At 73.6% G+C, this 22,165-nt stretch carries 16 protein-coding genes; 15 read left to right on the top strand and 1 reads right to left on the bottom strand.

The features are described 5' to 3' along the window. The first annotated feature begins 117 nt into the window (after positions 1-117). The 4 genes from mreC to rodA are packed head-to-tail and all read left to right on the top strand — an operon-like array spanning position 118 to position 5,270. The gene (gene mreC / locus AB0Q99_RS32885) at positions 118-1,032 is read left to right on the top strand and encodes a rod shape-determining protein MreC (RefSeq protein ID WP_363577671.1); all 915 of its coding nucleotides are present in this window, start codon (positions 118-120) and stop codon (positions 1,030-1,032) included. Positions 1,033-1,035: 3 nt separating this feature from the next. Beyond that, the gene (mreD, locus tag AB0Q99_RS32880; protein ID WP_363577669.1) at positions 1,036-1,674 is read left to right on the top strand and encodes a rod shape-determining protein MreD; all 639 of its coding nucleotides are present in this window, start codon (positions 1,036-1,038) and stop codon (positions 1,672-1,674) included. Positions 1,675-1,725: 51 nt separating this feature from the next. Beyond that, positions 1,726-4,074, top strand: coding sequence for a penicillin-binding protein 2 (gene mrdA / locus AB0Q99_RS32875; RefSeq protein ID WP_363577667.1), 2,349 nt, complete (start codon positions 1,726-1,728; stop codon positions 4,072-4,074). Beyond that, a complete protein-coding gene (rodA, locus tag AB0Q99_RS32870; protein ID WP_363577665.1) occupies positions 4,071-5,270 on the top strand; it encodes a rod shape-determining protein RodA in 1,200 nt (399 codons plus the stop codon). Before mrdA ends, rodA begins: the two co-directional genes overlap by 4 nt. Positions 5,271-5,371: 101 nt before the next feature. Here rodA and AB0Q99_RS32865 read toward each other — a convergent pair whose 3' ends face one another. Continuing rightward, the gene (locus AB0Q99_RS32865; RefSeq protein ID WP_363577663.1) at positions 5,372-6,673 is read right to left on the bottom strand and encodes a M14 family zinc carboxypeptidase; all 1,302 of its coding nucleotides are present in this window, start codon (positions 6,671-6,673) and stop codon (positions 5,372-5,374) included. A 499-nt stretch (positions 6,674-7,172) separates the two neighbouring features. Between AB0Q99_RS32865 and AB0Q99_RS32860 the strand changes: the two genes are divergently transcribed. The 11 genes from AB0Q99_RS32860 to AB0Q99_RS32810 all read left to right on the top strand — a co-directional run bounded on the left by AB0Q99_RS32860 (position 7,173) and on the right by AB0Q99_RS32810 (position 22,122). Next, the gene (locus AB0Q99_RS32860) at positions 7,173-9,101 is read left to right on the top strand and encodes a TIGR03960 family B12-binding radical SAM protein (protein WP_363577661.1); all 1,929 of its coding nucleotides are present in this window, start codon (positions 7,173-7,175) and stop codon (positions 9,099-9,101) included. 235 nt (positions 9,102-9,336) lie between these two features. Continuing rightward, positions 9,337-10,137, top strand: a complete 801-nt coding sequence (locus tag AB0Q99_RS32855) for a TIGR03936 family radical SAM-associated protein (protein ID WP_363577659.1) — start codon at positions 9,337-9,339, stop codon at positions 10,135-10,137. Between the two features lie 396 nt (positions 10,138-10,533). After that, complete coding sequence (locus tag AB0Q99_RS32850) at positions 10,534-14,139, top strand: Rne/Rng family ribonuclease (protein ID WP_363577657.1); 3,606 nt, start codon at positions 10,534-10,536, stop codon at positions 14,137-14,139. A 228-nt stretch (positions 14,140-14,367) separates the two neighbouring features. Further along, a complete protein-coding gene (rplU, locus tag AB0Q99_RS32845; RefSeq protein ID WP_045696828.1) occupies positions 14,368-14,685 on the top strand; it encodes a 50S ribosomal protein L21 in 318 nt (105 codons plus the stop codon). A gap of 14 nt (positions 14,686-14,699) precedes the next feature. Further along, positions 14,700-14,957 (top strand): 50S ribosomal protein L27, encoded by a 258-nt coding sequence (gene rpmA, locus AB0Q99_RS32840; RefSeq protein ID WP_030058248.1) that lies wholly within the window; start codon positions 14,700-14,702, stop codon positions 14,955-14,957. A 118-nt stretch (positions 14,958-15,075) separates the two neighbouring features. Continuing rightward, positions 15,076-16,554, top strand: coding sequence for a GTPase ObgE (gene obgE, locus AB0Q99_RS32835; RefSeq protein ID WP_363577656.1), 1,479 nt, complete (start codon positions 15,076-15,078; stop codon positions 16,552-16,554). 342 nt (positions 16,555-16,896) lie between these two features. Then, positions 16,897-18,033, top strand: coding sequence for a glutamate 5-kinase (proB, locus tag AB0Q99_RS32830; RefSeq protein ID WP_363577654.1), 1,137 nt, complete (start codon positions 16,897-16,899; stop codon positions 18,031-18,033). A gap of 182 nt (positions 18,034-18,215) precedes the next feature. Then, positions 18,216-18,731, top strand: coding sequence for a hypothetical protein (locus tag AB0Q99_RS32825; RefSeq protein WP_363577675.1), 516 nt, complete (start codon positions 18,216-18,218; stop codon positions 18,729-18,731). A gap of 83 nt (positions 18,732-18,814) precedes the next feature. After that, a complete protein-coding gene (locus AB0Q99_RS32820; protein ID WP_363577652.1) occupies positions 18,815-20,152 on the top strand; it encodes a glutamate-5-semialdehyde dehydrogenase in 1,338 nt (445 codons plus the stop codon). A 132-nt stretch (positions 20,153-20,284) separates the two neighbouring features. Then, positions 20,285-20,845 (top strand): hypothetical protein, encoded by a 561-nt coding sequence (locus AB0Q99_RS32815; RefSeq protein ID WP_363577650.1) that lies wholly within the window; start codon positions 20,285-20,287, stop codon positions 20,843-20,845. 215 nt (positions 20,846-21,060) lie between these two features. After that, positions 21,061-22,122, top strand: a complete 1,062-nt coding sequence (locus tag AB0Q99_RS32810) for a hypothetical protein (RefSeq protein WP_363577648.1) — start codon at positions 21,061-21,063, stop codon at positions 22,120-22,122. Positions 22,123-22,165 lie beyond the last annotated feature (43 nt).

Raw genomic sequence — 22,165 nt, 5'->3', positions numbered from 1 at the left:
ACCGGAGGGTCTCCCGCTCGGGGGTCCAGACGGGGCCGCCGACCTCACCGAGGACGTCGTAGTAGCGGTACCCACGGCCCGGGCGGCCGCCAGGTACGAAGGGGCAGTACCAGCACCGTGAGGGACACACGAGAGAGCCGGCTACTGCTCATCCTGCTGGTGGCCGTCGCCTTCGCGCTGATCACCGTGGACATCAAGGGCGGTGAGGATTCCCCGCTCGGCCCCGCCCGGCACGCGGCCGCCGACGTCCTCGGACCCGTCGAACGCGCCGCCGCCACCGCCGTCGACCCGGTCGCCGACACCGTCCGGGCCTTCCGGGACACCGCCACCCACAGCGGCCGCACCGACCAGCTCGCCCGCGAGAACACGGAACTGCGGCAGAAGCTCGCCTCCTCCGACATGGCCGCCGGACGCACCAAGCAGCTGGACGACCTGCTGCGCACCGCCGGTGCCGGCGGATACACCGTCAAGGCCGCCCAGGTCATCGCGATCGGCCCGGCCCAGGGCTTCTCCTGGACCATCACCATCGACGCCGGCAGCGACGACGGCCTCACCCGCGACATGACCGTGATCAACGGTCAGGGCCTGGTCGGCCGGATCACCACCGTCGCCCCCACCACCGCCACCGTGCTGCTCGCCTCCGACCCCGGCTTCTCGGCCGGCACCCGCCTGGAGGGCAGCGGCGAGATCGGCTTCGCCTCCGGCGGCGGCGACAGCCCGATGAAGGTCTCCCTGCTCAACGGCAAGGCCCAGGTCAAGGCCGGTGACCGGCTGGTCACCTTCGGCTCGCAGAGCGGCCGCCCGTTCGTACCCGGCGTCCCGGTCGGCAAGGTCACCGAGGTCCAGGCCAACGCCGGACAGCTGACCAAGACCGTCCTGGTCGAGCCCTTCGTCCAGTTCACCCGGCTGGACCTGATCGGCGTGGTGGTCGTACCGCCCCGCGCCGACCCGCGCGACGCCGTCCTGCCGCCGCCCCCGGGACCGGGCCAGACCCCCGCCGCCCCGCCCGCCAAGCCCACTGGGGGGAACTGAGCCATGCGCCTCGCCCGCATCCCCGTCTCCGCCTGCCTGATCCTGCTCGGCCTGATCCTCCAGGTCAGCGTCTTCGGCCGGCTCCAGCTCCCGGGAGCCACCCCGGACATACTGCTGCTCGTCGTGGTCGGCCTGGCCATGGTCTACGGGCCCACCGGCGGCTGCCTGGTCGGCTTCGCGGCCGGCCTGCTCGCCGACCTCGCACCGCCCTCCGACCACGCGATCGGCCGCTACGCCCTGGTGCTCTGCCTGATGGGTTACGCCGCCGGACTGCTGCGCCCCGACCACGGCCGCCAGCGCTCCGTCGCCGGCGCGCTGCTCGTGGTGGGCGCCGCGGCGATCGCCTCCACCCTGCTCTACGCCATGGTCGGCGCCCTGGTCGGCGACACCGCCGCCCGGCACGTCGGCCTCGGCGGCCTGGTGGTCAGCGCCCTGCTCTACGACCTGCTGCTGGCCCCGTTCGTGGTGCCGCTGGTGATGCTGCTCGGCCGCCGCTTCGGACGCGACCCGGTGGCCGCCGCCGACGACGACCAGGGCGGCCCGGGCCTGGGCACGCTGGCCCGCTACCGCACCACCCGCGAGGTCTCCTCCGGCCCGTCCTACAAGAAGCGGCGCGTGCCCGGCTTCGCCCGCCGCCCGTAACCGGCCCGGCCCCGACCTCCCGACCTCCCCGCATCCTGGAGCGCACGAGACGTGAGCAACATCCCCGAGACCGGCCGTACCCGGCGGGTGACGATCCGTCTGGTGGTGCTGCAGATCCTGGTGCTGTCGCTGCTCGCCACCCTCGGCGGGCGGCTGTGGTACCTGCAGATCCGCAACGCCAAGGAGTACACCGCCAAGGCGACCGGCAACCACATCCGCGAGGTGGTCGAGCCGGCCGTCCGCGGCGAGATCCTGGACGCCTCCGGGCGGGTGCTGGCCGGCAACGAGACCCGGCTGGTGGTCTCGGTCAGCCGCACCTCCCTGCTGCAGCAGAAGGACGGCGGCAAGGCGGTGCTGACCCGGCTGGCCGACGTGCTGGGGATGCCCGCCAAGGACGTGCAGGAGAAGGTCCGGCTCTGCGACGCCAAGACGCCGCAGCCCTGCTGGAACGGTTCGCCCTACCAGCCGATCCCGGTCACCAAGGAGGCGACCACCCAGCAGGCGATGCAGATGATGGAGCGCCGCGAGGACTTCCCCGGGGTCACCGCGCAGCCCACCGCCGTACGCCGCTACACCGGCGCCGAGGGCGCCAACATGGCCCAGGTCCTCGGCTACCTCTCGCCGGTCACCGACGAGGAGGTCAGCAAGACCGCCGGCAAGACCGGCCTGGACCGCTACCTGCCGGCCGACCAGATCGGCCGGGCCGGCCTGGAGTCGGTGTACGACCGCGACCTGCGCGGCACCGCCGGCATCACCAAGCTGGAGGTGGACAACCTCGGCCGGGTGATCGGCACCGCCGGCGCCGTCGCCCCGCAGACCGGCGACAACCTGGTCACCAGCATCGACGCCCGGGTGCAGAAGGTGGTCGAGGACAACCTCGCGCAGGCCATCGCCGACGCCCGGAAGACCTTCGACAAGGTCACCAACCGCAACTACGAGGCCGACTCCGGCGCCGCCGTGGTGATGGACGTGCACACCGGCCGGATCATCGCCATGGCGAGCGCCCCCACCTACGACCCGAACCTCTGGGTGGGCGGCATCAGCGGTAAGGACTACCAGTCGCTGACCAGCAAGGACTCCAACTTCCCGCTGCTCAACCGCGCCATACAGGGTCAGTCCGCCCCCGGCTCGACCTTCAAGGTCATCTCCACCACCGCCGCCGTGCAGGCCGGCTACTCGCTGGACGGCACCTACCCGTGCCCGAAGAGCATGACCATCGGCGGTCGCGAGTTCAAGAACTTCGAGAGCGAGAGCTTCGGCTCCATCTCGCTGGAGAAGGCGCTCGAAGTCTCCTGCGACACCGTCTTCTACGGCCTGGCGAACGATCAGTGGGTGAAGGACGGCGGCATCAAGCCGAAGAAGGACCCGGCCGACTGGTTCTTCAAGACCGCCCACCAGTTCGGCCTCGGCGCCAAGACCGGCATCGACCTGCCGTCCGAGGTGACCGGCCGGGTGCCGGACCGGCAGTGGAAGCAGTCCTTCTACGACAACAACAAGGACGCCTGGTGCGCCCAGGCGAAGAAGGGCGGCAACAGCTTCTCCGACCAGATCGCCAAGGAGAACTGCGTCGACGGCTACCAGATGCGCGCCGGTGACGCCGTCAACTTCGCGATCGGCCAGGGCGACACCCTCGTCACCCCGGTCCAGATGGCCCGGATCTACTCGGCGCTGGCCAACGGCGGCACCTTCTACCGCCCGACCATCGCCAAGGCGGTGATAAGCCCGGGCGGGGACCTCGTCCGCGAGATCGCCCCGCAGGCGGACGCCCAGTTCCCCGGCGACCAGAAGCTGCTGAGCTACATCAACCAGGCCACCGAGGGCGTCGTCAAGAGCGGCACCGCCGCCTGGAAGTTCTCGCAGGCCGGCTGGCCGCAGGACAAGATCGCGCTGCACGCCAAGACCGGCACCGCCGAGGTCGAGGGCAAGCAGACCACCTCCTGGCTGGCCACGTACAGCAAGGACTACGCGATCATCATGACGATCAGCCAGGGCGGCACCGGCTCCGGCGGGTCCGGTGACTCCGTCCGCCGGATCTACCAGGCGCTGTACGGCGTGGACGACAAGGGCACCATCGACAACGGCAAGGCGCTGCTGCCCGCCCCGCAGGCGGAGCTGCCGAAGTTCAACCCGGACGGCACCGCGATCATCAAGCCGGCCGCGTACTCCGTCGACCAGGCGGTGCCGGGCGCCACGGCGCCCGCGCCGACTTCCGCGCCGGCCCAGACGGCCGCTTCCGCTTCGGCTCCGGTTCCCGTCGTGGCTCCGGCACTGCTCGACGCGGGCCCGGGCCCGGCGGTGGCCTTCCTCGACGAGACACCTCCGACCGACCGCCCGGCGTCGTACACCGCGGCCGACGCCGCTCTCGAACCCGGCCGCGGCCCGGGAAGGGGACGGGCATGACCTCCTACGGCTCCTACCGGCAGCTGCGGCTGGCCCCGCAGCGCGGCGGGGTCCCCAAGGCCCTCGCCAAGGACTCCCCGCTCTGGCGGCTGGACTGGATACTGCTGCTGGCCGCACTGGCCCTCTCGGCCGGCAGCTCGCTGCTGGTCTGGTCGGCCACCCGGGGGCGCGACTCGCTCACTCACGGGGACCCGCAGTACTTCCTGTACCGGCACCTGACCAACTTCGTGGTCGGGCTGGTGCTGTGCTCCGTGGTGATAGCGATAGGGAGCCGCCGCTTCCGCACCATCGTGCCGTTCCTGTACGTCGGCGTGATCCTGCTGCTGCTGGCGACGCTCAGCCCGCTGGGCTCGACCATCAACGGCGCGCACTCCTGGATCCAGCTCGGCGGCGGCTTCTCGATCCAGCCCGCCGAGTTCGCCAAGCTCGCGATCGTGCTGGCGATGGCGGTCGTGCTGTCGGACCAGGTGGACGCGGGGGAGCGGGAGTTCCCCTCGCACCGGGCCGTGTTCCGCGGCCTGGTCTGGGCCGGGATGCCGATGTGCATAGTGCTGCTGATGCCCGACGCCGGCTCGGTGATGGTGATGGCCGCCATCGTGCTGGGCATCCTGCTCGGCTCGGGCGCCGCCAACCGCTGGGTCCTCGGGCTGCTGGTGACCGGCGCCGCCGGGTGCGTGGCGATCTGGAAGTTCGGACTGCTGAGCAAGTACCAGATCGACCGCTTCGCCGCGTTCGCCAACCCGCAGCTGGACCCGAACGGCGTCGGCTACAACACCGCGCAGGCCCGGATCGCGATCGGCTCGGGCGGGCTGACCGGCAAGGGACTGTTCCACGGGACGCAGACCACCGGGCAGTTCGTGCCGGAGCAGCAGACCGACTTCGTGTTCACCGTCGCGGGCGAGGAACTCGGCTTCGTCGGGGCACTGGCGATCATCCTGCTGGTCGGCGTGGTGCTCTGGCGGGCCTGTCGGATCGCCCGGCAGGCGACCGACCTGTACGGCACGATCGTGGCGGCCGGGATCATCGCCTGGCTGTCCTTCCAGGCCTTCGAGAACATAGGGATGTGCCTGGGGATCATGCCGGTCGCCGGCATCCCGCTGCCGTTCGTCTCGTACGGCGGGTCCTCGATGTTCGCGAACTGGGTCGCGGTCGGGCTGCTCCAGGCGGTGCGGAGCCAGCGGCCGATAGCGGCCTGAGAAGCGGTGCGAAGGGGCCGGTCCGGGGAATCCCGGGCCGGCCCCTTCGCATGCCCGGGCCTGGGCTGATCTCCTTTCCCGGAAGCATTTCTGACGAAGCGTCAGTTCGCCTGGAGCAGGCAGTCGGCGGCGGTGAGGACGGCGCGGGTCTGGTGGGCCAGCTGCTCCTGCACCGGCACCCAGCGGGCCCCGAAACGGTGCCGCAGCCGGTCCAGGCTGTCCGTGACGACGGCACGGGCACGCTCGCGGGCGGCCTCCGCACCCGGGCCGCGGGCGTCCGCGAGCAGACGCAGCAGGATCGACGCGACCCGCAGAGGCAGCCGGGCCGCCACCAGCCCGGCGGTGGTCACCCGCGAGGAGGAGAGCGGCCCGGGGCGCCAGCGGTCCAACCACTCCTCGGCCACCCGCGGGGCCACCGCCAGGTTGAACTCGGCGGTGCGCACCAGCGGGCCGTACGCCTCGTGGCCGTGCGCGGGGACGCGGGCGAGCAGGGCGGTCAGTTCCTCGGCGCGCGCGGTGAGGTCACGGGCGGCGGCGGTGAGGGCCTGCGGCCCGGCCGGGTGCGGGCGGGCGTCGCCGACCGCGTCCACGGCCCACATCGGGACCTCCAGGACGGCGCTGACCGCACCGTGCCGGGCCGCGTAGGACCAGGTGGACAGCTCAGGCTCGTCCGGCAGCGCCCGGGAGGCCTCCGAGCTGCCCGGGGTCGGCATCAGATAGGTGCCGGGGGCGGGGCTGGCCCAGCCGATCGCGTCGTAGGAGTCCACGTCGAGCGGGAGACCGGCCCGCTCGGCGGAACGGGCGAAGCGCTCGGACAACCCGGGGACCGGGCCGGTGAGCTGGACGAAGGACCCGCCGAAGTCCACCCCGTGCAGCGAACACTGCAGGAACGGGCGCAGCTCGTCGATCAGACCGGTCAGCGCCAGGCTCTCCGGCATCGGCGGGCGGCCGGAGCCGGGGGCGGGCAGCAGCTCGGGCTGCTCCTCGAAGGCGGGGCGGAAGAAGTGCTCGTAGTGGCGGTGCATGGTGAGCGGTCCGTCCAACCAGCCGGCGTTGAGCGCCGCGCCGTCCGGGTCCAGGCAGAGCAGCAGGTGCCAGGACAGACCGGGGCGGGCCGGGCGGTCCAGCAGCAGCTCGGCCAGCCGGACCGCCCCGGCCGTGCCGATCGGTTCGTTCGGGTGCGGGCCGCCGACCACCAGCGCGGTGCGCGGGCCGCGGTCGACGGAGAGCAGCAGCAGCGGGCGTCCGGCCCGGGAACGGCCCACCTCGCGCAGCCGGCAGCGGTCCGGGTGGCGCAGGGCGAGCCGCCGGGCGGCGCACTCGGCCTGGGCGGGCGAGGGGTAGCGGGCCGGCCGGGCGTCGAGGGTCCGGAGGGGGCGGATCCGCCGACCGGTGTCGGTCATGGTTCTCCTTGCGCCGGTCGTAGGGCTCGTACGGCCGCCGGGGCGCGGGCGCGCGGGTGCGCGAGTGCGCCGCCGGGCACGGAGTGCGGGCGGAGGACGGGGCACCGCGGGCCGGGGACGGCGGCCGGGCGGACACGGGACAGGCCTGGTGAGGGTGGACGGGGCCGTGTGGGAGGGGCGGGAGAGGGCATCGCCGGGGGAACTCCGACGAGGGCCGAGCGTACGACCCAACTCCCTTGTCCGGAAGGGGCACAGGGGTTCTTGGCGGAGCCCTGTCAGTAGCGCACGGGCCGTCCGGGCGTGTCAACGGCGGACGGCACCGGGCGGCGGGCGCGCACTGCGCGTACCGGGGCGGGTGCCGGACGACCGGGTCGCGCCGGAGCGCGGAGGGCCCGTGCTCCGGGGCAGGCGGCCCGATCCCCGGATTGGGCTACCCTTGAGGGTCACCCCTCCCGTGCCGACTCGCGGCACCGAATCACGTCGTAAGGGTTCCTAGTACATGACTGTCGAATCGGTCTTCCCACGCCTGGAGGCCCTCCTCCCGCACGTCCAGAAGCCGATCCAGTACGTCGGCGGCGAGCTCAACTCGACCGTCAAGGACTGGGACGCCTGCGACGTCCGCTGGGCGCTGATGTACCCCGACGCCTACGAGGTCGGCCTGCCCAACCAGGGCGTCATGATCCTCTACGAGGTGCTGAACGAGCGCGAGGGTGTGCTCGCCGAGCGCACCTACAGCGTCTGGCCGGACCTCGAGGCGCTGATGCGCGAGCACCGCGTCCCGCAGTTCACCGTCGACGCCCACCGCCCGGTGAAGGCCTTCGACGTGTTCGGCCTGTCGTTCTCCACCGAGCTCGGCTACACCAACATGCTGACCGCGCTCGACCTGGCCGGCATCCCGCTGGAGGCCAAGGACCGCACCGACGAGGACCCGATCGTCCTGGCCGGCGGCCACGCGGCCTTCAACCCCGAGCCGATCGCGGACTTCCTGGACTGCGCGGTGGTCGGCGACGGCGAGCAGGCCGTGCTCGACATCACCGAGATCGTCCGCGCCTGGAAGGCCGAGGGCCGCCCGGGCGGGCGCGACGAGGTGCTGCTGCGGCTGGCCCGCACCGGCGGGGTGTACGTCCCGAAGTTCTACGACGTGGAGTACCTGGCCGACGGCCGGATCGGCCGCGTCGTGCCGAACGCCCCGGGCGTGCCGTGGCGGGTGTCCAAGCACACCGTGATGGACCTGGACGAGTGGCCGTACCCCAAGCAGCCGCTGGTCCCGCTCGCGGAGACGGTCCACGAGCGGATGTCCGTGGAGATCTTCCGCGGCTGCACCCGCGGCTGCCGCTTCTGCCAGGCCGGCATGATCACGCGCCCCGTGCGGGAGCGAAGCATCACCGGCATCGGCGAGATGGTCGACCGCGGACTGAAGGCGACCGGCTTCGAGGAGGTCGGCCTGCTGTCGCTGTCCAGCGCCGACCACACCGAGATCGGCGAGATCGCCAAGGGCCTGGCGGACCGCTACACCGAGGACAAGATCGGCCTGTCGCTGCCGTCCACCCGCGTCGACGCCTTCAACATCGACCTCGCCAACGAGCTGTCCCGCAACGGGCGCCGCTCGGGCCTCACCTTCGCCCCCGAGGGCGGCAGCGAGCGCATGCGCAAGGTGATCAACAAGATGGTGTCGGAGGAGGACCTGATCCGCACCGTCGCCACCGCGTACGGCAACGGCTGGCGCCAGGTGAAGCTGTACTTCATGTGCGGCCTGCCGACCGAGACCGACGAGGACGTGCTCCAGATCGGCGAGATGGCGAAGAACGTCATCCAGAAGGGCCGCGAGGTCACCGGTCAGAACGACATCCGCTGCACCGTCTCCATCGGCGGGTTCGTGCCCAAGCCGCACACCCCGTTCCAGTGGGCCCCGCAGCTGTCCGCCGAGGCCACCGACGCCCGCCTGGCCAAGCTGCGCGACTCCATCCGCGGCGACCGCAAGTACGGCAAGAACATCGGCTACCGCTACCACGACGGCAAGCCGGGCATCATCGAGGGCCTGCTCTCCCGCGGCGACCGCCGGGTCGGAGCGGTCATCCGCGCGGTCTACGAGGACGGCGGCCGCTTCGACGGTTGGCGCGAGTACTTCTCGTACGACCGCTGGATCGCCTGCGCCGACAAGGGCCTGTCCGGCACCGGCGTCGACGTCGACTGGTACACCACTCGCGAGCGCACCTACGAGGAGGTGCTGCCCTGGGACCACCTGGACAGCGGCCTCGACAAGGACTGGCTCTGGGAGGACTGGCAGGACGCGCTGGAGGAGGTCGAGGTCGACGACTGCCGCTGGACGCCGTGCTTCGACTGCGGGGTGTGTCCGCAGCTCGGCCTCGACATCCAGATCGGCCCCACCGGCAAGAAGCTGCTGCCGCTGACGGTCGTCAACAAGTAGTCGCCGTCGCGTGACGGTTGCCACATCCGCGACCCCCGGCCGGAACGCTCCGGTCGGGGGTCGTCTGTGTGCGGCTGACCAGGGGCGGAGCGAGCGGGCCGGCGGGGCGCGTACCCTTTGAGGTGACAGAGTCCGGACAGTGGCGGGAACACGCCACGTCGGACGGGGACAACTGACTAAGGACTGAGCGACCCTGGCACGCCGTACGCCCGACGGTCCGCCGCCCGCGCCGACGGTGCAGCGGATTCGTCTCCGCTACACCAAGCGCGGCCGGCTCCGCTTCACCAGCCACCGCGACTTCCAGCGCGCCTTCGAGCGCGCCCTGCGCCGGTCCGCCGTTCCGATGGCCTATTCGGCCGGCTTCACCCCGCACCCGAAGGTCTCCTACGCCAACGCGGCCCCCACCGGGGTGGCGAGCGAGGCGGAGTACCTGGAGATCGGCCTGGCCGCCGTCCGCGACCCCGAGCAGCTGCGGGCGCAGCTGGACGAGTCGCTGCCGGCCGGTCTGGACGTGATCGACGCGGTCGAGGTGCGCACGCCGAACTTCGTGGAGCGCCTGGAGGCCTCCGAGTGGCTGGTCCGGCTGGACGGCGTCGAGCCGGACCAGGCGGCCGGCGCGGCGGCGCGGTTCCTGGCCGAGGAACGGGTCGAGGTCGAACGCCTCACCAAGAACGGCGTGCGGGTCTTCGACGCGCGCGGCGCGGTGGCGGCGCTCGAAGTCGTCCCGCCCCAGGTCGACGGCGGTGCGGACACGGGGGCCGGAACCGACCGCGATGTTCGGACCGGCCGTCCCTGTGCGATACTGCGCCTGGTAGTACGACACGCCACACCCGCCGTACGACCCGACGACGTATTGTCCGGTCTCCGTGCGACGGCCGACCTGGCGCCGCCGGTCCCCGCAGAGGTGACCAGGCTGGCGCAGGGGCCGCTCGACGAGGGGACCGGCACGGTGACCGACCCGCTGGCGCTCGACCGCGCCGCGGCCCAGGCCGGCTCGGAGCCGGGCGCCGGGCCGCGCGCTACCGCGCCCGCCTAGCGGGCGGAGGCCGGGTCCAGTGACTCACTGGGCCCGATGGTCCTCCAGGGTTCCCGCGGCTCCCCAGGGGAGCGAGCGTCGTCGCAGCACAGGCCTGCCAACCGGGGCCTGCCGGCCAGGACGGCCGGTGGGCCCGGGACCCGGTCCGGGAGCCACCCGGGGTTGGGGGACGGCGCAGCTTGGGAAAACCTCAGAAGACTGGTCAGACCAGAAGACTTTCGACACCCCGCCGAGCGTGGGGCGCCGAGCGAGACTACGAGCCCCTGTGCGGCCTCGCGTCCGCGCGGCGGCACCGTGAATGGGTCCGGCCCGAGCATCCTCGCGATGCCGGCCGCCCACCGGTGCCGTGCCGTGCCCGGATGCGGAGCCCGGGGGCCTGACGGGAGATCCACCCGCATGCTCGATAACACCGATCCGCAGCAGACCGCGGCGACGGAACCGAACGAAACCGCCGGGACCGGCAGCGAGGGCGCGTCCGCCGCGCCGCCGCGCCGTCGTCGCCGCGCGGTCTCCCGCCCGGCGGGCACCCCGCAGGGCGCGGCCGCCGAGGCGGCCGAGACGGTTCTGCCGGCCGAGGCGCCGACGGCCGAGGCCGCTCCGGCTCCGGCCGCCGAGCCCGTCGCCGAGAAGCCGGTCCGGGCCCGCCGGACCCGCAAGCGCGCCGAGGCTCCGGCCGGGACGCCGGAGGCGTCCGCGATCGTGGTCACCGCGCCCGAGGCCGGCGAGGCCCCGGTGGCGGAGACCGCCGTCGAGGCGCAGGCCGGGAACAAGGACGAGAAGGCGGAGAAGGCGGAGAAGCCCGTTCGGGCTCGCCGGACCCGCAAGCGGGCCGAGGCTCCGGCCGGGGCGCCCGCCGCCGAGACGACCGCTGTCGAGGCCCCCGCCGTGGTGGCCCCCGCCGTCGAGGCCCCCGCGCCCGTGGTCGCCGAGCCGGCGGCCGAGGAGGCCCCCGCCGCTCCGGCCCGCCGCGCCCGCCGCCGTCGCGTGGTCGAGGCCGCGCCGGTGGTCGAGGCCCCGGTCGAGGAGCCGGTCGCCGAGGAGCCGCAGGTCGAGGAGCCCGCCGTCGCGGAGGAGCCGGAGGAGGAGGCCGCCGCCGCGCCGGCGGCCGAGCCCGTGGCCCCCGCCCCGGCCGCCGAGGCCGAGCCGCACCACCGGGTGCGCCGCCGCGCCGTCCGCCCGGCCACCGCGGTCTTCCAGGCCCCGGTGTTCCAGGAGCCGGCCCCCTACGTCGCTCCGGCCGCGCCGGTCGCGCCGCAGCAGCCCGCCGCCGCCCCGGCGCCGGTCGAGGCCCCGGCCGTCGCCGAGCGCGACGAGGAGGACGAGTTCGAGTACAGCGGCGTCGGCCGCCGTCGCCGGGTCCGCGCCCGGGTCGAGCCGGGCCGCCGCAAGTCGGGAGCCAAGGCACCGGCCGCGAAGGCGCCCGCCGCCGCGGCCCAGGCCGCCGTGGCGCAGCCCGCCCCGGCGCCGGTCGCCGCCGCCCCGGTCGAGCCGCAGGCCGTGGAGGAGCCCGTCGAGGAGGCCCCCGTCGCCGGTCCGGAGACCGAGGGCGAGTGGGAGGACGACGGCCGTCCGTCGCGCCGTCGCCGTCGGGGCGGCCGCCGCCGTCGCCGTGGCGAGGCCGAGGAGTTCGAGGCCGCCGAGGCCGAGCAGCCCGCCGCCGAGGAGCCGGCCCGGGCCGCCGTCGAGGAGGAGGACGAGGAGGAGGACGATGACGACCTCGCCGCCGGCCTGTCCTCGTCGCGCCGTCGCCGTCGCCGTCGCCGCCGCAGTGGTGAGGCCGGTGCGGTGGAGACCGCCGAGACCACCGAGGACGGCGTCCGCACGGTGGTGAAGGTGCGCGAGCCGCGCCGTCGCTCCACCGAGCCGTCCTTCGACCCGGACGAGGTGCAGTCCATCAAGGGCTCGACCCGTCTGGAGGCCAAGAAGCAGCGCCGCCGCGAGGGCCGCGAGCTGGGCCGCCGCCGGGTGCCGATCATCACCGAGGCCGAGTTCCTGGCCCGCCGCGAGTCGGTCGAGCGCGTCATGGTGGTGCGCCAGAACGGCCAGCGCACCCAGATCGGCGTCCTCGAGGACGGCGTGCTGGTCGAGCACTACGTCAACAAGGAGCAGGCCACCTCGTACGTCGGCAACGTGTACCTGGGCAAGGTCCAGAACGTGCTGCCGTCGATGGAGGCCGCCTTCGTCGACATCGGCAAGGGCCGCAACGCGGTGCTGTACGCCGGTGAGGTCAACTTCGGCGCGCTGGGCCACGGCGGCCCGCGCCGGATCGAGTCGGTGCTGAAGTCCGGCCAGTCCGTGCTGGTGCAGGTCTCCAAGGACCCGATCGGCCACAAGGGCGCCCGCCTGACCAGCCAGATCTCGCTGCCCGGCCGCTACCTGGTGTACGTGCCCGAGGGCTCGATGACCGGCATCTCGCGCAAGCTGCCCGAGAACGAGCGCGCCCGTCTGAAGCAGATCCTCAAGAAGATCGTCCCGGACGACGCGGGCGTCATCGTGCGCACCGCCGCCGAGGGCGCCTCCGAGGAGGAGCTGACCCGCGACGTCCAGCGCCTCCAGCAGCAGTGGGAGGACATCCGGAAGAAGGCCGCGACCGGCAACGCCCCGGCGCTGCTGTACGGCGAGCCGGACATGACCGTCCGGGTCGTCCGCGACATCTTCAACGAGGACTTCACCAAGGTCATCGTCTCCGGTGACGAGGCGTGGAAGACCATCCACGAGTACGTCTCCAACGTCGCTCCGGACCTCGCCGGGCGGCTCCAGCGGTGGACCTCCGAGGTGGACGTGTTCGCCACCTACCGGATCGACGAGCAGCTGATGAAGGCCCTGGACCGCAAGGTCTGGCTGCCCAGCGGCGGTTCGCTGGTGATCGACCGCACCGAGGCGATGGTCGTCATCGACGTCAACACCGGGAAGTTCGTCGGCCAGGGCGGCAACCTGGAGGAGACGGTCACCCGGAACAACATCGAGGCGGCCGAGGAGATCGTGCGCCAGCTGCGGCTGCGCGACCTCGGCGGCATCATCGTGATCGACTTCATCGACATGGTGCTGGAGTCCAACCGCGACCTCGTCCTGCGCCGCCTGCTGGAGTGCCTGGGCCGGGACCGGACCAAGCACCAGGTGGCCGAGGTCACCTCGCTGGGCCTGGTCCAGATGACCCGCAAGCGGGTCGGCCAGGGCCTGCTGGAGTCCTTCTCCGAGGCCTGCGTGCACTGCAACGGCCGCGGTGTGATCGTCCACATGGAGCAGCCGAGCACCCACGTGCACGCCCCGGCCGCCCCGGCGGGCGAGGTCGCCACGGGCGGCGGCAAGCGCCGCCGCCGGGGCAAGGGCGGTGCGGGCCAGGAGGAGCCGCAGGCCGTCGAGGCCGTCGTGACCGAGGCGGTGGCCGAGGCCGCCGAGCAGGTCGCCGCGGCGGGGGTCGCCGAGCTGTCGGGCGAGCCGGTGCGCGAGGAGATCGAGGGCCAGCTGGCCCTGGAGGTCCCGGGCGTCGAGGCCGCCGAGGCCGCGGTCGTCGAGGCGCCGGTGGTCGAGGCCCCGGTGGCCGCTCCGGCGGGCCGTCCGCGCCGCCGTGCGGTGCGCAAGGCGACGGCTCCGGCCGGTTCGCCGGACACCGCCGAGATCGTGGTGCTGCAGGCGAAGGCCGAGGCGGCGCTGGAGGCGGCCCTGGAGGCCGCATCCCCGGCTGCCGCGGAGCCAGTCGTGGTCGAGGAGGCCGTGGTCGCCGGGACCCCGGAGGCGGAGGCCGCCGAGGCTCCCGCCGCCCCGGTCGAGGAGGCCCCGGTCGAGACTCCGGCCGAGGAGGCCGCCGCCGAGGAGGCACCGGCGCCGAAGAAGCGGGCCGCCCGCAAGACCGCCGCGAAGAAGACCGCCGCGAAGAAGACCGCCGCCAAGAAGACGACCACGGCGGCCAAGAAGACCACCGCCCGCAAGACCGCCACCAAGCGGACCAGCGCGGCGGCCAAGAAGGCCGCGGCCGCCGAGGGTGATACGGCGTCCGAGTAGTGCCCACGCCCGGGGCGGGAGTCTTCCCGCCCCGGGCCGTACGGGCCGGTTTGCCCCTTGGGCGGCCGGTCCGTATTCTTGACCATCGGCGTGTCTACGCCATGCTCCCGAGCACATCACCTTCCCGGGGTCGCCGCGTTCGCGCGGAGGGTCGGGGAGAGGCTCCTGTGTCCGTACCCAGGTAGCTGGCGTCGGGGGTTCCGACCGAGTAAGGAAAGCAGGTACCGCATGTACGCGATCGTTCGCGCTGGCGGCCGCCAGCACAAGGTCGCCGTGGGCGACGTGCTGGAGATCGACCGTATCGAGGCCAAGCCGGGTGACTCGGTCGAGCTCTCGACCATCCTCGTCGTCGACGGTGACGCCGTCACCTCCGACCCGTGGGTCCTGGCCGGCGTGAAGGCTCACGCCGAGGTGGTCGACCAGACCAAGGGTGACAAGATCGTCATCCTGCGTTACAAGAACAAGACCGGCTACCGCCGCCGTCAGGGCCACCGCCAGCAGCACACCGCGGTGCGCATCACCAGCATCGACTCGGTCAGCAAGTAAGGGGATAGCGAGATATGGCACACAAGAAGGGCGCAAGCTCTACCCGTAACGGCCGTGACTCGAACGCCCAGCGCCTCGGCGTGAAGCGCTTCGGCGGCCAGGTCGTCTCGGCCGGCGAGATCCTCGTCCGCCAGCGCGGCACCCACTTCCACCCGGGTGCGGGCGTCGGTCGCGGTGGCGACGACACCCTGTTCGCGCTGACCGCCGGTGCCGTGCAGTTCGGCAACCGCCGCGGCCGCAAGGTCGTCAACATCGTGGCCGTCGAGGCCTGAGTCCGAACGGACTCCCGAGTCGCATGACTCACAGTGAAGGGTGGGCCGGAATTCTCCGGTCCACCCTTCACGCTTTACGCAGGTAGCAAGCAGACTCTCGCGCACTGGAGGCACACCCATGACCACCTTCGTGGACCGCGTCGAACTTCATGTCGCCGCGGGTAACGGGGGCCACGGCTGCGCCTCCGTGCACCGCGAGAAGTTCAAGCCGCTCGGCGGCCCGGACGGCGGCAACGGCGGTGAGGGCGGCAGCGTCATCCTCACCGTGGACTCGCAGGTCACCACCCTGCTGGAGTACCACCACTCGCCCAAGCGCAAGGCCACCAACGGCAAGCCGGGCGCGGGCGGCAACCGCACCGGCGCGGACGGCGAGGACCTCGTCCTCCTGGTGCCGGACGGCACCGTGGTGCTGGACCGCCAGGGCAACGTGCTGGCCGACCTGGTCGGGCACGGCACCAGCTTCGTCGCCGCCCAGGGCGGTCGCGGCGGCCTCGGCAACGCCGCGCTGGCCTCGGCCCGCCGCAAGGCGCCCGGCTTCGCGCTGCTCGGCGAGCCCGGCGAGGCCCGTGACATCGTCATGGAGCTCAAGTCCGTCGCCGACGTGGCCCTCGTGGGTTACCCGAGCGCCGGCAAGTCCTCGCTGATCTCGGTGCTCTCCGCCGCCAAGCCGAAGATCGCGGACTATCCGTTCACCACCCTGATCCCCAACCTCGGCGTGGTCACCGCGGGCGAGACCGTCTACACCATCGCCGACGTCCCCGGCCTGATCCCGGGCGCCAGCCAGGGCCGGGGACTGGGCCTGGAGTTCCTGCGGCACGTCGAGCGCTGTTCGGTGCTGGTCCACGTGCTGGACTGCGCCACCCTGGAGCCCGGCCGCGACCCGCTGAGCGACCTGGAGACCATCGAGGCCGAGCTCGCCGAGTACGGCGGCCTGGAGGACCGTCCGCGCCTGGTCGCGCTCAACAAGGTGGACGTGCCGGACGGCCAGGACATCGCCGACCTGACCCGCGCCTCCCTTGAGGAGCGCGGCTACCAGGTCTTCGAGGTCTCCGCCGCCTCCCGCAAGGGCCTGCGCGAGCTGAGCTTCGCGGTGGCGCGGATCGTCGCCGAGGCGCGCGCCGCCAAGCCGGCCGAGGAGTCCACCCGGATCGTGCTGCGGCCGGCGGCCGTCGACGACGCGGGCTTCACCATCACCGAGGAGGACGGCGCGTACCGCATCCGCGGCGTCAAGCCGGAGCGCTGGGTCCGCCAGACCGACTTCAGCAACGACGAGGCCGTCGGCTACCTCGCCGACCGGCTGGCCCGCCTCGGCGTCGAGGAGAAGCTCTGGAAGGTCGGGGCGCACGAGGGCGACACCGTCATCATCGGCCCGGACGAGAACGCCGTCGTCTTCGACTGGGAGCCGACCATGGCCGCCGGCGCCGAGATGCTCGGCCGCCGCGGTGAGGACCACCGGATGGAGACCCAGCGCCCGGCGGTCGACCGCCGCCGCGAGAAGCAGAAGGGCCGCGACGCGGCCGAGGCCGAGTTCCTCGCCTTCGAGGCGCTGTCCAGCGGCCGCCAGGCCGCCATCGACGAGGGCGACGACGAGTCCTGAGCCGGTCCGACCGGCTGACGCGAGCGGCCCCCGCCACCTGTCGAGGTGGCGGGGGCCGCTCCCGTGCGCACGGGTGGCGCGGCGTCACCGCCCTGTCGTGACGAGGAAGGGACGAAGGCGAATGGGTACAGCGGGCAAGGAACCGTCCGCCGATCTGACCGTTGGTCAGGGGCCTTACCGGCCGCCCGGATCGGCGAACGGGCTGTGGCGGGCCCGTGGCCGGGCCGGGTCCAGCCGGTGGAACAGCGGGCGGGGGACCTGCGCGAATCGCGTAGATTTCGGGGGTGACGGCCGGGCCCGGGCCCGCCGTACCCGCACCACACCGGAAGGGCGTACAGCGAGATGAGCGAGGACTCTCTGCGGGAGGAGGTGCTGACCGCACGGCGGATCGTGGTCAAGGTCGGCTCCTCCTCACTCACCACGGCGGCCGGCGGCCTGGACGCCGACCGCGTCGACGCCCTGGTGGACGCGCTCGCCAAGGCGCGCAGCCGCCCGGACGCCCCGGAGGTCGTCCTCGTCTCCTCCGGCGCCATCGCCGCCGGACTCGCCCCGCTCGGCCTGGACAAGCGGCCCAAGGACCTGGCCCGCCAGCAGGCCGCCGCCAGCGTCGGCCAGGGACTCCTGGTCGCCCGCTACACCGCCTCCTTCGCCCGGTACGGCATCCGGGTCGGCCAGGTGCTGCTCACCGCCGAGGACGCCAGCCGTCGCGCCCACTACCGCAACGCCTACCGCACCCTGGACCAGTTGCTGGCGATGGGCGCGATGCCGATCGTCAACGAGAACGACACCGTCGCCACCGCCGAAATCAAGTTCGGCGACAACGACCGGCTGGCCGCGCTGGTCGCCCACCTGGTCCGGGCCGACCTGCTGGTGCTGCTCTCCGACGTGGACGGCCTCTACGACGGCGACCCGTCCCGCCCCGGCACCAGCCGGATCGCCCGGGTGGGCGGCCCGCACGACCTCGACGGCATCGAGATCGGCAGCGCGGGCAAGGCCGGCGTCGGCACCGGCGGCATGGTCACCAAGGTCGAGGCGGCCCGGATCGCCACCGGCGCGGGCATCCCGGTCGTGCTCACCGCGGCCAGCCACGCCGCCGACGCGCTGGCCGGGCGCCCCACCGGCACGCTCTTCCTGCGCACCGGCGCCCGCACCTCCGACCGGATGCTCTGGCTGGCCCACGCGAGCAGCCCGCGCGGTGCCCTGCACCTGGACGCCGGCGCCGTCGAGGCGGTCCTCTCCGCCGGTGCGTCGTTGCTGCCGGCCGGGGTCACCAAGGTCGACGGGGAGTTCGCCGCGGGTGATCCGGTGGACCTTCTTGCCGAAAACGGCCACATCGTGGCTCGCGGACTGGTCAACTTTGATGCGAGGGAGTTGCCCCGCCTGCTCGGCCGGTCCACCCGCGACCTGGCCCAGGAGTTCGGCGCCGCGTACGAGCGCGAGGTCGTCCACCGCGACGACCTGGTCGTTCTGCGCGGCTGACCGGTCGGCGGGCCGGCACCGGCCCGCCGGCCGATCGGCGCAGTGCGGACGGAGGGCCGCTCCGTACCGGGAGCGGCCCGGCCGCGGGCGAGGAGGGGCGCAGCCGTACCGGTCGGCCGAAGGCCGACGGGGCCGGTGGGGACGACACGAGATCGCCGAACAGGAGGCCGCCGGTGGAACGCATGCGTGAGGCAGCGCTGACCGGAGGGGCGGCGGGCCGACGGCTGACCAGCATCGACGGCGGACGCGGGGACGGCCCCGCCGAGCCGGCCGGTCCGCCGCCGCAGGGGCCCGGCGGGATGCGCGGGCTGCGGCCCCAGCGCACCGACGCGGCGGAGCCGCCCGCCGTGCCCGAGCAGGCGCGGTTGTGGCACGTGGTGCTGAGCGTGGCCGGGCAGGTCACCCCGCTGTCCTCGCTGCGGGTCTCGCTGGAGCGGCTGGCGCACGACCACGCCTTCTTCCTGACCGCCCGCTACGCGGCGGATCACGCCGAGATCCGGTACTGGGAGCAGGCCCGGGACCTGCACGACGCGGCGGCGATCGCGCTGCGGCTCTGGGGGGAGCACAAGGTCACCGCGAACCTCCCGCCGTGGGAGATCGTCGGGCTGGAGGTGGTCGACCGGACGACGTACCACAAGCGGGTCGCGGAGGGCTTCGGCGAACCGTCGCCGCACCTGGGCGGCGTCCACCCGTACTGAGGTTCCCGGCCGGGTCACCGGCCGGCGTCTCACCGGGCGAAATTCGGGCGGGCGGGGCGGGCGCAGTCGCTACCCTTGGCGGCATGACCAGCGACCTCGCCACCGCCGACAGCCCCGTCCTCGCCGTAGCGCGCCGAGCCCGGGAGGCCGCCGCCGCGCTCGCCCCGCTGCCGCGCCGGGCCAAGGACACGGCGCTGCTGGCGATCGCGGACGCGCTGGTGGCCCGCAGCGCGGAGATCGTCGCGGCCAACGCCGAGGACGTCGCCCGGGCCCGGGAGGCCGGGACGGCCGAGTCGGTCGTCGACCGGCTGACCCTGACCGACGAGCGGATCGCCGCGATCGCCTCCGACGTGCGCGACGTGGCCGGCCTGCCCGACCCGGTCGGCGAGGTGGTGCGCGGCTACACCTTGCCGAACGGCCTGGACGTGCGGCAGGTGCGGGTGCCGCTCGGCGTGGTCGGCATCATCTACGAGGCCCGTCCGAACGTCACCGCCGACGCCGCCGCGCTCTGCCTCAAGTCGGGCAACGCGGTGCTGCTGCGCGGCTCGGCCTCGGCCTACCGCTCCAACACCGCGCTGGTCGCCGTCCTGCGCGACGCCGTCGTCGCGGCCGGGCTGCCCGCCGACGTGATCCAGCTGGTGCCGGGGGAGAGCCGGGACTCCGTGCAGGAGCTGATGCGCGCCCGCGGCCTGGTCGACGTGCTGATCCCGCGCGGCGGCGCCTCGCTGATCCGGACCGTCGTCGAGAACTCGACCGTGCCCGTGATCGAGACCGGCACCGGCAACTGCCACGTCTACGTGGACGCCGAGACCGACCTGGCGATGGCCGTCGGCATCCTGCTGAACTCCAAGGCACAGCGGGTCAGCGTCTGCAACTCGGCCGAGACGCTGCTGGTCCACCAGGACGTCGCGGACGCCTTCCTGCCGCTCGCGCTGGCCGCGCTGGCCGAGGCCGGGGTGACCGTGCACGGCGACGAGGCGGTGCTCAAGGCCGCCGAGGGCGGCCCGGCCACCGCGGTGCCCGCGACCGACGAGGACTGGGGCGCCGAGTACCTCTCGCTGGACCTGGCCGCGGCCGTGGTGCCCTCGCTGGAGGCCGCCGTCGAGCACATCCGCCGCTGGTCCTCCGGCCACACCGAGGCGATCGTCACCACCTCGCAGGCCGCCGCCCGGCGCTTCACCCAGCTGGTCGACTCGACCACGGTGGCCGTCAACGCCTCCACCCGCTTCACCGACGGCGGCGAGTTCGGCTTCGGTGCGGAGATCGGCATCTCCACCCAGAAGCTGCACGCCCGCGGTCCGATGGGCCTGCCCGAGCTGACCAGCACCAAGTACATCGTCACCGGTGACGGGCACGTCCGGGGCGAGGCGACGCAGACCGTCGGCGGGCAGGCCGTCGGTGGGGTCGCGGGCGCCCGCTGAGCGGGGCGCGGGCGTGGCACGGGCGGTGCACGGGCGGTGGCCGTCACACGTGTGACGGACCAACTGCCGGGAGCCACAGACAAAACGCCCGCCCGGTAATACGCTGAATCCGTGGCTGAGGATGTGGGGGGCTTGCCGTACCCCGACGGCGCCGACCACGGTGGTGCGGACGACGAGTTCGCCACCGTGGTCTTCGATGAGGCCTTCGTCCGGTCCGCCGCCGTGCACGAGCCGACCGCCAAGGAGCGGCAACTCGCCGCTGCCGAGGCCCGGTTCGAGCCGGACACCGCGGGCTCGGGCTGGGGCTATGACGTTTCGGCCGGAGACGGGCTCCCACTGGAGCTGCGCCCGTACCCGAGTGGACTCGACGCGGACCACCTCTACCCCGACCCCTGGTCGGGGCCGGGCCGGGCGGCCGACCGCCGGGGCCGGCGCCGGTGGCGGCGCGGCTACGACCCGGTGCGCGCCCGCGGCCGGTACGTGGCCCAGCAGCGCTGGCACCGGCCGGTGGCCTGGGTGCTCGCCGTGATCATGGGCGTGAGCCTGGTCGCGGTGGCGGTCGCGGCGATCTACCAGGGCACGGGGTCGTCGGGCACGCCGCGCAGGCCGGAGTCCGGGAGTAGCAGCGCGGGCGTGGAGCCGCGACCCGCGCCGGCCGAGCCGTCGCTGGTGGTCACCGCGCCTGCGGGCTAGTCGGGCGGCCGGTCGGAGCGTCGGCGGCCGGGGCGCCGTCGGCCGGGAGGTCGTCGACCGGGGCCTCGTCGGCCGCGCCGTCGTCGGCCGGGAGGCCGCTGTTCGGGCGCCGCGGCCGGGGCGGCGCACGCCCCGGGGCGGTGATCACGGAGCGTCCCCGGGAATCTGCGCAGGGGCCCTCGTGGCGGCGCGGGTGTCCGCCTACCCTTGTTGTTATGGGTGACCCGCGAGAGCCTCCTGAGGGTCCGCCCGAGGGCGGTTCCGGCAATGAGGACGAATTCCGGTCCGTCGTCTTCGACGAATCGTTCATCCGGGCTGCCCGGATCCAGGAACTGTCCGCCCGGGAGCGGCTGGCGGGCACCTTCGGCAAGGCCACCCGGCAGCGGGTGCGGCTCGGCCCGCTGGGCTCCGTACCGCGCCAGGCGCTCGCCCTGCTGCTGCTCATCCTGGTCGCCTTCGGCGCCGCGGTGTACTTCGGGGTCACCTCGCCGCGGGGCATCCCGGCCCGGCCGGAGGGCAGTCAACTGACCGTCAGCCTGGTTGCGTTGAGCCCGGTCTCGGCCGTCCACCCGGTGGCCGACCCGACGAACCCGTTCGCCGCGCTGCCGGGCGGGTACGGGGACGGCACGATCGGGCTGAACACCCCGACCGGGGCGGCCACCGAGAACTTCAGCCGGGTCGAGGTCACCAAGGCGCTCGACACCGTCCAGCGTTACCTGGTCGCCTCCTCGCTGGCTCCGAACGCCCTGGTCCAGGGCGCCACCGCGGACGTCCGGGCCTTCGTCACGCCCGGTGAGCAGGCGGAGTTCGACGCGAGCGTGACCCAGCCGGTGGACGACCGGCACCACGCGGTGACCGGTTGGATGGTCCGTTTCGACCCGGCGCAGGTCGCGCTGGCCTCGGACACCGTGAAGGTGGTCGGCGCGATGCGGATCGACGAGGCGGACAGCGGGACGCTGGAGATCACCACCGACCACACCTTCGTCTACGCGCTGAAGCCGGCCGGCGCCCCGGCCGGAGCGCCGGTCACCCTGGAGAGCGTGCGGCGGCAGCTGACCTTCCAGTTCGACCGGGTCGACCTGGCCTCGGCGCAGCTGCGGCTGGTGGACTCGGTGCTGCAGGCCGGGCCGGAGCCCTGCGGCACCTCGATGGCGGGCTTCCTGCAGCCGGTGCTGGCCACCGCGCAGGGCACGGCGGTCACGCCGCCGACGGCGGTCGACCCGGGCAACCACGCCAGGCCGGCGTGGCAGGTGTGCGGGGTGCTGGCGGGAAGCTGAGGCCCGCGGGCGGCAGGCGGACGGCCGGTGACCCGGGTGGGTC

Origin of the sequence: Kitasatospora sp. NPDC086791, assembly GCF_040685975.1 — a bacterium.
Lineage (GTDB): Bacteria > Actinomycetota > Actinomycetes > Streptomycetales > Streptomycetaceae > Kitasatospora.
Note: the sequence above shows the minus strand (reverse complement) of the source record. Positions and strands in the feature narration are given on the sequence as shown.

Bases quoted from the DNA above. Each gene is read 5' to 3' on its own strand.
- mreD (WP_363577669.1), top strand. From the start codon at position 1,036: ATGCGCCTCGCCCGCATCCCCGTCTCCGCCTGCCTGATCCTGCTCGGC.
- rodA (WP_363577665.1), top strand. From the start codon at position 4,071: ATGACCTCCTACGGCTCCTACCGGCAGCTGCGGCTGGCCCCGCAGCGC.
- AB0Q99_RS32865 (WP_363577663.1), bottom strand. From the start codon at position 6,673: ATGACCGACACCGGTCGGCGGATCCGCCCCCTCCGGACCCTCGACGCC.
- AB0Q99_RS32860 (WP_363577661.1), top strand. From the start codon at position 7,173: ATGACTGTCGAATCGGTCTTCCCACGCCTGGAGGCCCTCCTCCCGCAC.
- AB0Q99_RS32850 (WP_363577657.1), top strand. From the start codon at position 10,534: ATGCTCGATAACACCGATCCGCAGCAGACCGCGGCGACGGAACCGAAC.
- rplU (WP_045696828.1), top strand. From the start codon at position 14,368: ATGTACGCGATCGTTCGCGCTGGCGGCCGCCAGCACAAGGTCGCCGTG.
- rpmA (WP_030058248.1), top strand. From the start codon at position 14,700: ATGGCACACAAGAAGGGCGCAAGCTCTACCCGTAACGGCCGTGACTCG.
- obgE (WP_363577656.1), top strand. From the start codon at position 15,076: ATGACCACCTTCGTGGACCGCGTCGAACTTCATGTCGCCGCGGGTAAC.
- proB (WP_363577654.1), top strand. From the start codon at position 16,897: ATGAGCGAGGACTCTCTGCGGGAGGAGGTGCTGACCGCACGGCGGATC.
- AB0Q99_RS32825 (WP_363577675.1), top strand. From the start codon at position 18,216: ATGCGTGAGGCAGCGCTGACCGGAGGGGCGGCGGGCCGACGGCTGACC.
- AB0Q99_RS32820 (WP_363577652.1), top strand. From the start codon at position 18,815: ATGACCAGCGACCTCGCCACCGCCGACAGCCCCGTCCTCGCCGTAGCG.
- AB0Q99_RS32810 (WP_363577648.1), top strand. From the start codon at position 21,061: ATGGGTGACCCGCGAGAGCCTCCTGAGGGTCCGCCCGAGGGCGGTTCC.